The following is a 15,821-nucleotide window of genomic DNA, read 5'->3' on the forward strand; positions in this document are numbered from 1 at the left end:
TTCACATCATTATGAGCGAAATTGAGCAATCCATGGCCGATCAGCCGAATGCATCCCACCGGTTTCGACTGCGCAAAACGGTGGTGATGGTGGGCATGATGGGGGCCGGCAAGACAGCCGTCGGGCGTGCTTTGGCACTGCGATTGGGCGTGCCGTTTCTGGACAGCGACGCCGAAATCGAAGCGGCCGCCAACATGTCGGTGCCCGAAATTTTTAACCGCGACGGCGAGCCGTTCTTTCGCCTGAAGGAAACGCAGGTCATCGCCCGTTTGTTGGACGAACAACGCGGTATCCTGTCGACGGGGGGCGGCGCGTTCTTAAGTGCTGAAAACCGTCAGAATATCTCGGCCAAGGGCGTGTCGATCTGGCTGGACGCAGACATTGATTTGCTGTGGAACCGTGTGCGCCACAAAGACACGCGCCCTTTGCTGAAAACCCCTGATCCCAAAGCGACGTTAACCCAACTGTTCGAGCAGCGCGTGCCCCAGTACAAACTGGCGGATATCGCTGTGCGCTCGCAGTCGGGGTTGTCGATCGAAGACATGGTTGACCGGGTGATTGAAGCGCTCAAAACCCGCCCGGATGTGATGGAGATCCTGTGATGCGTGACCTTGTTCAAGTGAACTTGCCGGGGCGTGAATATGATATTCATATCGGTCCTGGGCTGCTCGCCGGGGCGGGTGATTTGATTACGCCGTTGTTGTCACAGCCGCGGGTTACAGTCATCACCGATGACAACGTCGGTGCCTTGCATCTTGAGGGATTGCGCGCCGGTTTGGCGTCTGCGGGCATTAAAATGCAATCGCTGACACTGCCTGCGGGCGAGGGCACCAAGAACTGGGCGAACCTGACCACATGCGTCGAATGGCTGCTCGATCAAAAGGTTGAGCGGCGCGATGTCGTGATCGCATTTGGCGGCGGTGTGATCGGTGATCTGGTCGGCTTTGCGGCCTCGATCCTGCGGCGCGGTGTCCGGTTTGTACAAATCCCGACGTCCTTGTTGGCGCAAGTCGACAGTTCGGTTGGCGGTAAAACCGGCATCAACACGCGCCACGGCAAGAACCTTGTTGGCGCGTTTCATCAGCCCGCCTTGGTGCTGGCGGATATTGATGTTTTGGGCACGATGACCCCGCGCGATTTTCTGGCTGGCTGCGGCGAGGTCGTGAAATACGGGCTGCTGGGGGATGCTGAATTTTTTGAATGGCTTGAGGTCAATGGACCAAAAATGGCCGCCGGCGATGTGGCCGCGCGTGTCCATGCGGTGCGCCGTTCCGTTCAGATGAAAGCCGAGATTGTGATGCGCGACGAGACTGAGCAGGGCGACCGTGCGCTGTTGAACCTCGGGCATACGTTTTGCCACGCGCTAGAGGCCGCAACGGGCTATTCGGATCGTTTGTTGCACGGCGAAGGCGTCGCGATTGGCTGTGCGCTCGCCTTGGAATTGTCGTCGCGTATGGGCCTGTGTTCGCAAGAAGACCCAAGCCGCCTGCGTGCATTCCTGCGCGACATGGGCATGAAAACCGACCTGCGCGACATTGAGGGCGATTTGCCTGATGCGGACGCGCTACTGGAATTGATGGGGCAGGATAAAAAGGTGCTCGACGGGCAGTTGCGCTTTATTCTGACGCGCGCAATTGGCGATAGCTTTGTGACCAGCGATGTGCCTCGAACGGCTGTGTTGGATGTGCTGCAAGACGCATTGGCGTTGTGAATTAGGCCGCTAACTGCCCAGATTGACGGCCTGACTGATTTCGATCCCGGCATTGATTGCTGAATAAAGCGGCCTTGGTGGCCTCTGGTTCATGTCAATATCACGCGTAAGCCACTGTTGCGCATGCAAAGTTTTCAACGACTGCGACAATGCCCGATCTGTGATTCCCCCAAGGTCTTTTTTGATATCACCAAAGTATCTTGGCCTTTGACTGACGGCCAAAACAGGAACGGTCCATGCACGCCGCACAAGGATCAGTTCGCTGTCTTTGGGGGCTGCCACGGTGATCTGATCGGCGCGCGCTGCATACTGCGTGCCCAAAGGCGTCAGTCGATATTCCGGCCGTAGTGGATGACCATGGCCCGGATTTCGCTCTATCAAACCAAGCTCGATCAAGTAGGTCAGGCTTTTGGTGAATGCAGTCCGACCAGCCCCTGACGCAGACAGCAAGGCCGCCTGACGGCCTGCAACCCCGCGATGCATCAGCGTAAGAATGTTCAATGACCACGCACGAGAGGTGACCTTGACAAGTAAATCAATGTCCATAAAGTATAGTATATATATTTTGTGACCAAGGGGGAATTAAAATGTCTATAGTCACGTTAGATAAGACCATCACGATTGCCATCTCCGTCAAAGATCGCCACGCAAGCGCTGCATGGTATGCGGAAAAACTGGGGTTCACGCTGCTGTATCATCTCGATGAGGCCGGTTGGAGCGAATTGAAGACCATGACGGATGGCGTAACTTTGGGCATGGGGGAGCAGGTCGAACCAAAGCCGGGCAATACGGTTCCGGTGTTTGGCATCGCGGACATCAATACCGGGCGAAAAAAGCTGGAGGCCGAAGGCGTGAAATTTGATGGCGATACCGAAGTGATAGACGGGATGGTTAGCACCGCGACGTTTTACGACCCTGACGGCAATGCCCTAATGTTAGCCCAAGATTTGACGGGTGCCAGTTAAACGAGCCTGAGAAACAAAAAAGGCGCGAGGGTCATCGCGCCTTTCGAAATTCAAAATGTCATCGCGGGTCGCGCACCGTTTTTAGAACGGAATTTCGTCGTCCAGATCGCGTGACGGGGCAGGGCCGGAATTGCCACCACCACCGCCATTGCCGCTGTCGTATCCGCCACCGCCGGATGGGCCGGAATCATAGCCGCCTTGCTGTTCGTAGCCGCCACCACCACCGCCGCCGCCGTAATTGCCGCCTCCACCGCCGCCGCCTTCGCTGCGGCCGTCCAGCATGGTCAATGTGCCGCCAAAGCCCTGCAACACAACTTCGGTGCTGTATTTGTCGACACCGGATTGGTCCTGCCATTTGCGGGTCTGCAATTGGCCCTCAATGTAAACTTTGGATCCTTTGCGCAGATACTGTTCGGCAATCCGCACCAGACCCTCTTGGAAGATCGCGACAGAATGCCATTCGGTTTTCTCTTTGCGCTCGCCGGTGTTGCGGTCTTTCCATGTCTCGGAGGTCGCGATGCGCAAGTTGCACACTTTGCCGCCGTTCTGAAATGAACGCACTTCGGGATCACGTCCCAAATTGCCGATAAGGATCACTTTGTTTACTGAGCCAGCCATGGCATCCCCCTTGGATATTTCGTGTCCCGCAAGCGTCGCAAACGCGAATCTGACGAGACGTATTTGGACGTGGTTATACCCAAACGCCGCGTCATAGAACATCTCTAACGCAGGCGTGACAGGAATTTTGGAACCAATCTCTGGTAACGCGGTTAATTTTGCGTATATTGCACCCAAAGCAGATGTCGTGGGGCAAAGACTGAATGCGCATAGGTGTAGTTGTTGCTGTATGCAGCGCGTTAATTGGTGAGGCCGCAGTGGCCGAAGGTTTGTCGTCTCGCAATCGCAAGTCGCTGTTTTCGTCGCAGACCAAAATTCTCGACAGCCGCGCGTCCAAGCAATATTCCGGTTCGGTGCGTTTGCAGCCTGCAAAGGTCAACACGCCGTCCAAATGGGCCAGCCCGTCGTACAAAGGCAAATACAAAGGCAAGTACCTGAACATGGCCCGCGATGCGGCGCGCAGGTACAACGTGCCCGAAGATTTATTCGTTCGTCTTGTACAACAAGAAAGCAACTGGAACCCGAATGCGAAATCGCATGTGGGGGCGTTCGGGCTGGCGCAGCTGATGCCGGCCACAGCGCGCTATTTGCGGGTAAACCCCCGTGATCCTTACGAAAACCTTGATGGTGGCGCGCGCTACCTCAAGGAACAGTACCGCGAATTCGGCTCGTGGCGCTTGGCCCTTGCGGCTTATAATGCGGGCCCGGGGGCGGTCAAAAAATACGGTGGCGTGCCGCCGTTCAAAGAGACCCGCAACTACGTCAAAGTAATCTGGGGCAGCTAAGGTCACACGTATCGCGTGTCTTCCTTTCGCCTGATCAGGTCCGCAATATTGCCACGATCCTTCGGTATGCCCTGTTTATTGGGCAACTAAGGGGCACGACATGGCCGTTTCTTCCACCAGTTTTGAAGAGCGTTTGACGCGTTTGGACTCTGGCACAGTCAAACTGTACGCAGGCGATGACACGCCGCAAAAATACAAAGCCGACAATCTGATTTGCGCCAAACAAAAGGTCAAAAAGACGTTCTGGACCGCGATTTTGTCAGGAGCCCCAGCGGGCGCATTAGCGGGTTACATGTTCAAAACCAACGTCGGGATCGAGATGTTCTTTTCTCAGTCCTTGCCGGTTTTGTATGCAATCATCAAAGCAGATCCGACAACCGCGGCCATCTGTTTGGCGATGCTGGCCGGGCCCGTATGCACCCTCGGGTTCCTGATTTTTGACCGCACGCAAAACCGTTTGGCGCAGTTTTGGTGGTCTTATCTGGCGGGATCAATCGGCGTGAACCTGACGACGTGGTACTATTTTTACTTGGCAATGTCTGCCGGCGCGTAAAGCCACACGCCGGCTTTAGGGTTATTGCGCTGCGATCTTGATCACAGGCTCCATCCTGGACAGAATGTCGTCGCTGAGGTGGCATTTGACCTGATGGCCATCGGCCAGTTTACGCACAGGCGGGATGTCTTTTTCACACAAGCCACCGGGCACGTCCGATTTCCAACGACACCGCGTCTGGAACGGGCAACCGGGGGGCGGGTTCATCGCCGACGGGATGTCGCCCTCAAGCACGATGTGCTGTTTTTCCACCGATGTATCCGCGATTGGCACGGCTGACAGCAACGCCTCGGTGTAGGGATGATAGGGGGGCGAAAACACCTGATCGGTTGTGCCCAATTCCACCACATGCCCCAGATACATCACCATCACACGATCGCTAAGGTAGCGCACAATCGACAAATCGTGGCTGATAAACAGCAGCGTGGTTTTGTGTTCGCGCTGGATTTCCATCAACAAATCAGTGACCGCGGCTTGCACCGACACGTCAAGCGCTGAAACAGGTTCATCCGCCACAACGATGCGCGCATCCCCGGCAAAGGCGCGCGCAATTCCGACCCGTTGCTTTTGTCCACCGGACAGCTGGCGCGGCATGCGGTCGGCAAATTCACGGGGCAGTTTCACCAGATCGAGCAGTTCTAGCATGCGCACGCGGCGCTCGGCCTCGTTTTTGCCGACCTTGAAAATTTCCAACGCGCGAATGATTTGGCGGCCAACTGTCATCGACGGGTTCAGCGTGTCAAACGGGTTCTGGAACACCATCTGGATGTCGGCGACGTTCTTGGTTGTGCGTGCCTCGATTGGCGTGTCCTGGATTTCTTCTCCGTCCAGCAAGATCGTGCCGTCACTCGCTGTTTCCAGCCCCATTAGGACCTTGGCAAAGGTGGATTTACCGCAACCGGATTCGCCCACGATGGCCAATGTTTCGGATTCACGCGCCTCGAATGTCAGGGTCTCGTTGGCCTTGACCACTTTGGTCGATCCGCCCCCAAACATCGCGTTCGCCGCCACCTCGTAGTATTTCTTAAGGTTCTTCATCGACAAGACAACCTCGCCAATTTCGCCTTTTTGTTTGACCTCGCCCAGTTCCAACGGCGCGTCCCAATCGATTTCGCCAAACTTCAGACAGCGGCTTTCGTGGCGGTCACCATGTTCAACCGTTTCCATCGGGATCGCTTTGGCGCGGTCACAGCGTCCGGCCTCAAAGTAGTCGCAGCGCGGTCCAAAATTACAACCCGAGGGGCGCTCGTGTGGCAACGGAAAGTTACCGGGGATCGCCACCAAAGGCCGTGCGTTTTTGTCCGCACCGGGCAGGGGGATCGAACGGAATAGGGCCTGCGTATACGGGTGTTGCATCTTGTCGAACACGTCTTCGATGCGACCGGTTTCGACGGCCTCGCCGGAATACATCACACAGATGCGGTCACAGGTTTCCAGCACCAGACCCAAGTTGTGAGAGATGAACAGCATCGAGGTGCCGTATTTCTTGCCAAGGTCTTTGACCAGCTCGACCACGGCGGCCTCGACTGTCACATCGAGGGCCGTCGTAGGTTCGTCCAAGATCAGCAAAGACGGCTCTGACATCAACGCCATCGCAATGACGATACGCTGTTGCTGGCCACCTGATAACTGATGGGGAAATGACTCCAAAATGCGTTTGGGATCGGGCAGTTTCACATCCGTGACAACCTGTAACGCGCGCTCGTAAGCGTCGTCAGATGACATGCCCTGATGGATCATCGGGACTTCCATCAGCTGCTTGCCGATCTTCATCGCAGGGTTCAACGACGCCATCGGTTCTTGGTAAATCATGGCAATCTCGGATCCGCGAATATCGCGCAACTCTTCCATGCTCATCGTGCCCAGATCGCGGCCCTTGAACTTGATCGAACCACCAACAACGCGCCCGTTTTTGCCCAAATCCTGCATGACCCCAAGGGCCACCGTAGATTTTCCGCACCCTGATTCACCAACCAACCCAACGGCTTCGCCCGGTTGAACCGTGACCGAAAAATCCATCACCGCAGGAATTTCGCGCAACCGCGTAAAAAAGGAAATCGACAGTTGATCAATCTCTAGGATCGGCCCGTCGTAATCTAGCTTTGTCATCTTCGTCTCCCAGATCAGACCTGCGTGGTGCAGTTTGTTCTGATCAAAAATACTTCGGGGGTCCGGGGGCAGCGCCCCCGGGACGGCTCCGTTTATCAGTCGCGCAGGCTTTCTTCGCGCAGACCATCCGCCAGCAGGTTTAGACCCAACACCAACGTCAGCAAGGACAAGGCTGGGGCAATTGCTGCGTGCGGATACAGCGCCAACAGGCGGCGACCGGCGTTAATCGTTGTGCCCCAATCCGGGCTTTCAGATTCCAAACCCAGACCAAAAAAGCCGAGCGTGCCCAAAAGGATTGTCGTGTAGCCAATGCGCAGGCAGAAATCTACGATCAGCGGGCCACGGGCGTTGGGCAGAATTTCCCAAAGCATGATGTACCACGGCCCCTCACCACGGGTTTGTGCGGCTGCCACGTAGTCGCGGGTTTTGATGTCCAACGCGAGGCCGCGCACGATCCGGAACACGGTGGGCGAGTTCACAAACACCACCGACACGAACACCACCAGAATGGCAGGGGGCATGTTGATTCCGTCCAGAACCGCGGGCAGACCGGGGATCCAATAGGTCTTGGTCGCAACGATCGCGCCGTCATTTGAAATCAACGACAGATAGGCCCACGCCAACACGCCCAGCACCACGATCAGCAGCGGTGTGCGCACCGATGGCTGTGTGTAAAAGCGCGAATTCAGCAGTATGGCAAAGAAGATCAGCGGGAACACGAACAGCACCGCAGCCATGTAGTTCGGAATACCCGTGGCGACAATCTCTGGCGTGACCAGCAGGTAGAACAACAAGATGACCGGAAAGGCCAGGATCAGGTTCGCGAGGAACGACAGGATCGTGTCCAGGCGACCGCCGTAGTAGCCCGCAGGCAGACCCAGCGTGATGCCGACCATAAAGGCAAACAGCGTCGCCATCGGTGCAATCAGAACGACGATCCACGCGCCTTTGAACAGACGGCTAAAGACGTCGCGCGCAAGGTTGTCTCCTCCCAGCAGGAACCACTGATAATCGCCGTCTGTCGCCCCGCGCAGGGGTGTTCCGGGCAATTTGTTCTTCATTCCCGACACCTGAGACAGGCTGTTGTGCGTGACCAGCATGTCAAACACACCGCCCATAACACCCGCCAAAACCCAGAACAGAACGATGCCAAACCCGATCATGCCCACGGTGCTGTCAAACAATTTGCCGTACAGACCAAGCTTGCGTTTGAACTTGAACGAGGCGGCAAAGATCACAATCATTGCGATCCAGACTGGCAACAACTGCTGCGCCATGCCACCAAAAATGCCAGCCTTTGGCCCCATCAGGATGCCAGCCAGCAGGTAGATCAGGACAATGCCGATCACCAGTATAAAGCTGAATTTGACGCCGGTGCCAACCAGCCCAGACACACCGGCACTGCTGCTGGCGGTTCCGTCAGATTGCATCCGAATAGGTTCGTCCGTCACAAACAGCGATGTCACAATTTGCACCACCACCAGAATGGCAAAGAGGCAAACAGCGAGGGTGAAAAACAGGTTTAGCGCGCTCAGGCTGCCTGTCCATGTTAATGGTTCCATGTGCTCATCCTCCCTTTATGAAATGCGAATGCGTGGGTTCAAAAAGACATAACCGATATCAGATATCAGCTGGGTCAGCAGAACCACCACAACAGAGACGACCGAAACGGCCAGTAAAAGTTCGATGTCGTTGTTGGATGCGGCTTGCACTAACAACCAGCCAAAGCCCTTGTAGTTGAACAAGGTCTCGACGATCACAACCCCGTTCAACAGCCACGGGATTTGCAACATAATGACAGTGAACGGCGCGATCAGCGCGTTGCGCAGCGCGTGTTTCATCACCACGTTACCAAAGCTGACGCCCTTTAGGCGGGCGGTGCGAATGTACTGCGCCGTCATGACTTCGGTCATCGAGGCCCGCGTCATCCGCGCGATATAGCCCATGCCGTACAGCGAGATGGTTAGAACGGGCAGGAAGAAGTTCTTGAACGTCGCATCGTCAACCGCGCGGGTGGCAGAGCCCGAGAACAGCGTCTTTGCGTCCATCCAGCCCCAGTCAACCAACAGCGGTGACAGACCGTTTTTCGAGGACGCCAAAAGCGCAATGAATATAACGCCAGAGACGTATTCGGGCGTCGCAGTGGTCGCGATCGAGAATGTTGATAGCGAACGGTCCAAACGCGATCCTTCGCGCATGCCCGCCAGAACGCCGACCCCTAGTGCCATTGGCACCATCAGCAGCAAAACAAAGCCCATCAGTTTGCCCGTGGCCCCGAGGCGCGTCATGACCAGCCCGCCAACGTCGGTTTTGAACACCGTAGAAGAGCCCCAATGGCCTTGCAGAACGCCGCAGAACGTTGCCCGTTGGTCTTGGGGGGTGTTGCGCGCAAAACAACGTCCCGTGACGATGGGGTTCCCGTCATCATCGACTTTTTCGGTGACCCAGCCCGGCATAACGCCAACCCAGCGGCCGAATTTTACGGGCATTGCATCGAGGTATCCGCGATCCCCCAGATAGCTTTCCACAGCCTCTTCGGACATGCGAAAGTTGCCTTGGGTTTTGGCGAGCTTTTCAAGGTTTGGATAAAGGTTCGTCAGGAAAAACACGATGAATGTCAGGCAAAGTGCCGTCAATAACATCACGCCCAGACGTCTGAGTATGAATATTCCCATGGGTGCCCCTGTTGGTAGGCTTGCGGCAGATTATTCTGCCTATGTTATAAGGAGCGACCGATTTTCGGTTCTTCTCCAGCCGTGTGTAGCGCCGATGGCACCTGTGAATTTGCATGAAAATTACGCCGCTCAGATGTTAAAACCGGGTCCGCACGGTGCGTCACCAATCCCATACACTCAAACATGCACCTCAATCCCCATCCGCCCATCAGGCAACAGAACGCGTCGTAGGTCAATGTGAAGTTTGCCCAAATAGTCGTGATCCAGCGACACCAAGACGTCTGAAAACGACATCGCGGCTTTGTAGGGAATTCGACTGGCGGATTAGGGCGAAACCGTCGATTTTCCTGACCCTTTGCGCAAAGCACTTGGGGTTTTAGAGGTGTGGTGCTGAATAAAGCGGGTGAAATAGGCGGCGCTGCCGAAGCGCAAGTGCCGTGCGATTTCCTGAAATGGCACGTCGGTGTCGATGAGCGCGGATTGCGCACTGTGCAACTGGCGCTCTGTTATGATGTCCGCCGCCGTGCGTCCTGTGGCGGCTTTGCAGGCGCGCGTCAGATGCGTTGGCGTCACGCTTAGCTCGGCGGCGTGATCCGCCATGCTGAACCCTTGCATCTCGGGGCGGATCAGATTGTCGCAAAACCGTGCAGACAAGCGGGCAGAGGCGTTTTGTTTGACGGGCAGGTTTTCAGGCAAGGCGATCTGGCGGCGCAACCACACCGAAATCAACCCCATGTGTGCATCCAGCGCGTCTTGGGCCAAGGCACGTCCGCGCGCCACTTCACGCCCTGCGGCCTCAAGCAGACCTGACATCTCGCCGATGGCATCGTTGTCGCGTACTCTGATCTGGCGGGGCTGTTCGGGCAGACGCAAGTCATTGCCAACAGGGCAGACCGCCACTTGGCCAAGCCCCTGACGGCCCATATCCAGCGCAAAGATCTGACCGCTGGGCACGTAGATCGCGTTGTGCACACCAACGCCGCGACGGGTGCCGTTCAACAGCAATCGACCTTGGCCACGGGTGATCCAGATCACCATGTCCTGTTGGCTTTCATGTGCCAAAGACAGCCGCCAAGGTTGGGTGCCGATCATCGCCGCGAGGCTGATAATATCAATATGTCCAAACATACACGGAATCTGTGTGAATGGATTGTTTTAGTCAATTTTTGATACTGGACGATAGAATTTTAACTCGGTTCTGTGTGGTTTATGCAATCTGGCTGGGATCAACCCTGATCCAGTCCTTCATTTTTGAACGGAACCACGTGCGTTGGCGTTTGGCATACTGACGGGTTGCGATGATCGCGGCCTCGCGGGCTTGATCCAAGGATATCTCGCCAATTGCGTGGGCCATTAATTCGGGCACTCCGATCGCGCGGCATGAGGGCAGGGCAGGATCAAAGCGGGTTTTCATGGCTGCGATTTCGTCCAGCGCGCCGTCGTCGATCATCAGGTCAAAGCGCTGCGCGATGCGCGGAGTCAGCCAGTCTTTGGGTGCATCCATCACGATGCAAGTGGCCTCAGCGGTGTTCAGCAGTGGCGCAGGGGTCGCGTCTTGCCACGTCGCAAGGCTGGTGCCGGTTGCGGTTAGAACCTCGTAGGCGCGCTGCACGCGGGCGCGGTTTTGCACGTCAATGCGCGCGCAGGTGGTAGAATCAAGGGCCGCCAACATGTGTTCGCGGGTCAGATCATCTGCGGCTTTGCGCACCTCTGGAGGCGTTGCAGGGATGTCTGCCAGCCCGTTCGTAAGAGCGGAAAAGTACAAACCGGTACCGCCAACGAAGATCGGGCGCGCGGAACCGCCTAACAGCGGCAAAATATCGCGTAGCCAGTGACCCGCCGAATAGGGGGCATCATAGGCCACGTGACGGTACAATTTATGGGGGACGAGCGCCTCTTCGGCGACGGACGGGCAGGCGGTAATTGTGCGCCAACAGCCATAAATCTGGCTTGCATCGGCATTTATAACGACCCCGCCGCCACTGCGCGCAATCGCCAAAGCCAGCGCGGATTTACCGGAGGCTGTCGGCCCTGCGATCAGCACCGGCTGGTCAGCGCGAATATGCGCCAACCCGAATGCGTCCAAAATATCCATTTCTTTTGCGCGTTGCCTCAAAGTTGGATTGAATTCTGGGCTGGTTTGCGACATTTTACGCCGAAACAAAACATAAATTGCAGGAGCGCCCACATGTCGTCACCCGAGACCGCTGAAAACAAGACCACGTTCAAACGGGTGATGCTCAAAATTTCGGGGGAGGCGTTGATGGGCGATCAGGGCTTTGGCCTGCATCCCCCCACGGTTGAACGCATCGCGGCCGAGGTGAAATCTGTGCACGACATGGGTGTTGAAATTTGCATGGTCATCGGTGGCGGTAACATTTTTCGCGGGCTGCAAGGCTCGGCCCAAGGGATGGAACGCACCACGGCTGACTACATGGGCATGCTGGCCACGGTGATGAACGCGCTGGCGATGCAATCCTCGCTCGAAGCGCACGGCATCCACACCCGTGTGATCAGCGCAATCACCATGAACGAAGTCGCCGAACCCTACATCCGTCGCCGCGCCGTGCGTCACCTCGAGAAAAAGCGCGTTTGCATCTTTGCCGCCGGCACAGGCAACCCGTATTTCACGACCGACACTGCCTCTGCGCTGCGGGCCAACGAAATGGCCTGCGAGGCGATCTTTATGGGCAAACAGGTAGACGGTGTTTACGACAAAGACCCTAAGAAACACGACGACGCAGTGCGCTACGACAACGTCAGCTACGACGATGTGCTGCAAAAGCGTCTCGGGGTTATGGATGCATCCGCCATCGCATTGGCCCGTGACAACAACTTGCCGATCATCGTGTTTTCTTTGGACGAGCCGGGCGGGTTCCGCGGGATTTTGGCGGGCGAGGGCACTTACACAACCGTCGGCGACTGACGGGGACTGCGTGAAATTTGCTCAAAACCTGCGCCATAGCTGACGCTAATAGCGCTGGATCGCTGGGCAAATTGAAAGTATACGGTTTAAATCAATAAAAAACGGCAGGCACACCACAATGTCAGAAGACTTTATGCTTGATACAGACGACCTTGAACGCCGCATGGATGGCGCGATGAGTTCGCTGAAAACTGAATTTGCATCGCTGCGCACAGGGCGCGGTTCTGCGTCGATGTTGGAACCGATCATGGTCGAGGCCTATGGCCAGCGCACCCCGATCAACCAGGTCGGAACGGTCAACGTACCTGAGCCACGCATGGTCACGATCAACGTCTGGGACAAATCGATGGTCCAAGCCGTCGAAAAAGCGATCCGCGAAAGCGGGCTGGGGATCAATCCGCAGTTGAACGGCACAATCATCATGCTGCCGATCCCCGAGCTGAACGAAGAGCGCCGTCGCGATCTGACCAAAGTTGCCGGACAGTATTCCGAAAGTGCACGGATTTCCGTGCGCAACATTCGCCGTGATGGCATGGACCAGATCAAAAAAGCCAAGAACGATGGCATGTCCGAGGATGACCAGAAAATCTGGGAAACCGAAATGCAGGACATGACCAACAAATACATCAAACTGGTTGATGAGATGCTTGAGACCAAACAAGCAGAGATTATGCAGGTTTAAAAGCGGCCGATTGCGCGTGAATGACACCTGATTTGGTGAAACACACTCAGAACAACGAGGATATCGCCATCGCTGATCGAGCAGAACAAACCGTTGAACAGGCCGCAGCCCAAGATCATGGACCGCGCCACGTGGCGATCATTATGGATGGCAACGGGCGGTGGGCGACACAGCGCGGGCGTCCGCGTCTGTTTGGGCACCACGCCGGTGCAAAACGCGTGCGCGAAATCGTCGAAAGCTGCCCTGACGTCGGGGTGAAATACCTCACGATCTTTGCATTCTCGACGGAAAACTGGAAACGCACGCAGGTCGAAGTGGCAGGACTAATGAGCCTGTTTCGCCGCTACATCACCAAAGAGGCCCGCGCGTTGGACGGGTTTGGCGCGCGCGTGCGGTTCATCGGGGATCGGGTGCGTCTGGATGCTAAACTGATCAAACTGATGGACGATCTTGAGGACATGACCGCCCACAACACCTCGATCAACCTGACAATTGCGTTGAATTACGGTGGCCGCGACGAGGTGGCCCGCGCTACAAAACGTCTGGCTGAAGAGGTCGCAGCGGGCCGTCTGAGCCCCGAAGATGTAGATGAAGAAACCCTGCCAAAGTATTTGGATACTTACGTTTTACCTGATCCGGACCTCGTGATCCGCACCAGTGGCGAAGCCCGCATTTCGAATTTCCTGCTGTGGCAGTCGGCCTACGCAGAATACGAATTCATTGAAACGCTCTGGCCTGATTTCTCGAAAGAGGAATTTGCGAAGCTATGTGCCTCGTATGGCGGACGCGAGCGTCGGTTTGGGGCGGTGAAAACATGAGCGGAAATCTCAAATGGGCCGATCTTGCCATTCGCCTCAGCTCGGCCCTTGCGATGGTATTGGTCGGAATTTGGGGCGTTTGGATGGGGTCCCACGCGTTCCACGTCCTGGTCTCGTTGATTTGCGGTTTGATGATCTGGGAATTGGTGCGCATGATTGCACCGCGCAACGCGCCATTGGCCCTGCAACTGGGCACCCTTAGCGGCGTCGCCTTGATCATCGCGATCTATTTACCGTCCGGGTTTTCCTTTCCGTTGCTAATGGCACCAGCCTTTGTCGGCTTTGGCCAACTGAACAAGCACCGCGTTATTTTTATGATCTTTGCGGTGATGGTTTTGCTGGCGGGCTTTGGCATGATGTCGGTGCGCGATGATCTGGGGCTTGGCTGGATGATGTGGCTGATCTGCGTCGTCGTGGCCACAGACGTGCTGGGCTATTTCGCAGGGCGTTTGATCGGCGGGCCGAAATTCTGGCCGGCAGTCAGCCCGAAAAAGACATGGGCGGGCACTGGTTTTGGCTGGATCGGGGCGGCACTGGTCGGCTGGGGTTTTGCACTGAACTCCGGTGCCACATTCGAATTGATTGGCATTTCGATCGCAATCTCAATGGCGTCGCAAATGGGCGACATCGCCGAAAGCGCAATCAAACGGATGATGGACGTCAAGGATTCCAGCGCATTGATCCCGGGTCACGGCGGCGTTTTGGACCGCTTTGACGGGATGTTGGGCGCGTCCGTGTTCTTGTTGATCGTGGGGCAAATCATCGGCTTTCCCCCTGGGCTCGCATGACAAAACGGCGGGTTAGTATACTTGGGGCCACGGGCTCGATCGGACAAAATACCATTGATTTGATCGCACGCGATCCGGATCACTACGACGTGGTGGCCCTGACCGGCGCGCGCAATATTGGGCAGCTTGCGCGTGACGCGATCAAGCTGAACGCAGATATCGCAGTGACGGCCCACGATGATTTGCTGGATGATTTGCGTGCTGCATTGGCGGGCAGTGGGGTTCAGGCGGCCGCGGGGCAGGCGGCCTTGGACGAGGCCGCAGCGCGCCCTGCCGATTGGGTCATGTCAGCGATTGTCGGGGCTGCGGGTTTGGCCCCGGGCATGGCCGCCTTGGCGCAAGGCGCAACTTTGGCGCTGGCCAACAAGGAATCGCTGGTGTGTGCCGGTGCGTTGATCAAGGCGACGGCGGCGACACACGGCGCGCGCATCCTGCCAGTGGACAGCGAACATTCCGCCGTTTTCCAAGCTTTGATCGGTGAAAACATCGCAGCGGTCGAGCGGATCATTATCACCGCCAGCGGTGGTGCATTTCGCGACTGGCCGATTGCGGATCTGGCGAATGCGTCACTGGCGCAGGCGTCCTCGCATCCCAACTGGGACATGGGCCAACGGATCACGATTGATTCTGCGTCGATGTTCAACAAGGCCATGGAACTGATTGAAACCCGTGAGTTTTTTGAGGTCTCTCCATCCCAAATCGAAACTGTCGTGCATCCGGAATCGATGATTCACGCATTGGTCGGGTTCAACGATGGTGCCTTGATGGCGCATGTTGGCCCGCCGGATATGCGCCACGCAATTGGCTTTGCGCTGCACTGGCCGACGCGCAAAACCTTGCCGGTTGCGCGTCTGGATCTGGTGCAAATCGGCGCGCTGACGTTTCGTGCCCCTGATGAAACCCGCTGGCCTGCTTTGCGCCTTGCACGCGAGGTGATGGAACGTGGCGGCATGGCAGGGGCGGTGTTCAACGCGGCCAAAGAAATCGCGCTGGATGGTTTCATTGGCGGTCACATTCAGTTTACCCAGATGGCCGATATCGTGGCGGTTGTGTTGGACACTGCCAATCGCGATGGTGGTGCGCTGAATGCCAGCCACATTGATGCCACGATGACACTTGATAATGTGCGCGAGGTGAACCATCTCGCACGCAAGGCCGCCCAAGCGGCAATAAAAAACAGAGCAGGATAAA

Annotated in this window: 17 protein-coding genes; 10 read left to right on the forward strand and 7 right to left on the reverse strand. The window is 56.5% G+C overall.

The features are described from left to right. The first annotated feature begins 11 nt into the window (after window positions 1-11). A complete protein-coding gene (locus ACFIO0_RS06385; RefSeq protein WP_390914520.1) occupies window positions 12-602 on the forward strand; it encodes a shikimate kinase in 591 nt (196 codons plus the stop codon). Further along, on the forward strand, window positions 602-1,711 hold the full coding sequence (aroB, locus tag ACFIO0_RS06390; protein ID WP_390914521.1) for a 3-dehydroquinate synthase: 1,110 nt from the start codon (window positions 602-604) through the stop codon (window positions 1,709-1,711). Before ACFIO0_RS06385 ends, aroB begins: the two co-directional genes overlap by 1 nt. A gap of 9 nt (window positions 1,712-1,720) precedes the next feature. Here aroB and ACFIO0_RS06395 read toward each other — a convergent pair whose 3' ends face one another. After that, the gene (locus ACFIO0_RS06395) at window positions 1,721-2,257 is read right to left on the reverse strand and encodes a winged helix-turn-helix transcriptional regulator (RefSeq protein WP_390914522.1); all 537 of its coding nucleotides are present in this window, start codon (window positions 2,255-2,257) and stop codon (window positions 1,721-1,723) included. A 41-nt stretch (window positions 2,258-2,298) separates the two neighbouring features. On the opposite strand from ACFIO0_RS06395, the gene ACFIO0_RS06400 reads away from it, so the two are divergent. Then, window positions 2,299-2,676: a VOC family protein gene (locus tag ACFIO0_RS06400; RefSeq protein WP_390914523.1), complete on the forward strand. Its 378-nt coding sequence runs from the start codon at window positions 2,299-2,301 to the stop codon at window positions 2,674-2,676. 81 nt (window positions 2,677-2,757) lie between these two features. Here the strand turns inward: ACFIO0_RS06400 and ACFIO0_RS06405 are convergent, their stop codons facing one another. After that, entirely contained in the window at window positions 2,758-3,294 is a 537-nt protein-coding gene (locus ACFIO0_RS06405; protein ID WP_390914524.1) for a single-stranded DNA-binding protein, read from the reverse strand. A gap of 203 nt (window positions 3,295-3,497) precedes the next feature. Between ACFIO0_RS06405 and ACFIO0_RS06410 the strand changes: the two genes are divergently transcribed. Further along, complete coding sequence (locus ACFIO0_RS06410) at window positions 3,498-4,079, forward strand: transglycosylase SLT domain-containing protein (protein WP_390914525.1); 582 nt, start codon at window positions 3,498-3,500, stop codon at window positions 4,077-4,079. A gap of 100 nt (window positions 4,080-4,179) precedes the next feature. Beyond that, complete coding sequence (locus tag ACFIO0_RS06415) at window positions 4,180-4,632, forward strand: hypothetical protein (protein WP_390914526.1); 453 nt, start codon at window positions 4,180-4,182, stop codon at window positions 4,630-4,632. A gap of 21 nt (window positions 4,633-4,653) precedes the next feature. Here the strand turns inward: ACFIO0_RS06415 and ACFIO0_RS06420 are convergent, their stop codons facing one another. The 5 genes from ACFIO0_RS06420 to miaA form a co-directional block, all read right to left on the reverse strand. Then, on the reverse strand, window positions 4,654-6,741 hold the full coding sequence (locus tag ACFIO0_RS06420) for a dipeptide ABC transporter ATP-binding protein (protein WP_390914527.1): 2,088 nt from the start codon (window positions 6,739-6,741) through the stop codon (window positions 4,654-4,656). A 95-nt stretch (window positions 6,742-6,836) separates the two neighbouring features. Then, complete coding sequence (locus ACFIO0_RS06425) at window positions 6,837-8,303, reverse strand: ABC transporter permease subunit (protein WP_390914528.1); 1,467 nt, start codon at window positions 8,301-8,303, stop codon at window positions 6,837-6,839. Between the two features lie 15 nt (window positions 8,304-8,318). Further along, on the reverse strand, window positions 8,319-9,416 hold the full coding sequence (locus tag ACFIO0_RS06430) for an ABC transporter permease subunit (protein ID WP_390914529.1): 1,098 nt from the start codon (window positions 9,414-9,416) through the stop codon (window positions 8,319-8,321). A gap of 324 nt (window positions 9,417-9,740) precedes the next feature. Beyond that, window positions 9,741-10,544: a helix-turn-helix domain-containing protein gene (locus ACFIO0_RS06435; RefSeq protein WP_390914530.1), complete on the reverse strand. Its 804-nt coding sequence runs from the start codon at window positions 10,542-10,544 to the stop codon at window positions 9,741-9,743. Between the two features lie 79 nt (window positions 10,545-10,623). Further along, window positions 10,624-11,511 carry a tRNA (adenosine(37)-N6)-dimethylallyltransferase MiaA gene (gene miaA, locus ACFIO0_RS06440; RefSeq protein ID WP_390914531.1) on the reverse strand — a complete coding sequence of 296 codons (888 nt, stop codon included), beginning with the start codon at window positions 11,509-11,511 and terminating at the stop codon, window positions 10,624-10,626. Window positions 11,512-11,604: 93 nt separating this feature from the next. Here miaA and pyrH point away from each other — a divergent pair, with 93 nt between their 5' ends. From pyrH to dxr, 5 genes are all read left to right on the forward strand, one after another. Continuing rightward, window positions 11,605-12,342, forward strand: a complete 738-nt coding sequence (gene pyrH, locus ACFIO0_RS06445) for a UMP kinase (RefSeq protein ID WP_390914532.1) — start codon at window positions 11,605-11,607, stop codon at window positions 12,340-12,342. 118 nt (window positions 12,343-12,460) lie between these two features. Continuing rightward, on the forward strand, window positions 12,461-13,024 hold the full coding sequence (gene frr / locus ACFIO0_RS06450) for a ribosome recycling factor (protein ID WP_390914533.1): 564 nt from the start codon (window positions 12,461-12,463) through the stop codon (window positions 13,022-13,024). Window positions 13,025-13,044: 20 nt separating this feature from the next. Continuing rightward, a complete protein-coding gene (gene uppS, locus ACFIO0_RS06455) occupies window positions 13,045-13,842 on the forward strand; it encodes a polyprenyl diphosphate synthase (protein WP_390914534.1) in 798 nt (265 codons plus the stop codon). Next, window positions 13,839-14,630, forward strand: coding sequence for a phosphatidate cytidylyltransferase (locus ACFIO0_RS06460; protein ID WP_390914535.1), 792 nt, complete (start codon window positions 13,839-13,841; stop codon window positions 14,628-14,630). Before uppS ends, ACFIO0_RS06460 begins: the two co-directional genes overlap by 4 nt. Further along, a complete protein-coding gene (gene dxr, locus ACFIO0_RS06465; protein WP_390914536.1) occupies window positions 14,627-15,820 on the forward strand; it encodes a 1-deoxy-D-xylulose-5-phosphate reductoisomerase in 1,194 nt (397 codons plus the stop codon). The genes ACFIO0_RS06460 and dxr overlap by 4 nt, the downstream gene beginning before the upstream one ends. The last annotated feature ends 1 nt before the right edge of the window (window position 15,821 follow it).

The sequence above is a fragment of the Pseudosulfitobacter sp. SM2401 genome (genome assembly GCF_042932805.1).
Lineage (GTDB): Bacteria > Pseudomonadota > Alphaproteobacteria > Rhodobacterales > Rhodobacteraceae > Ascidiaceihabitans.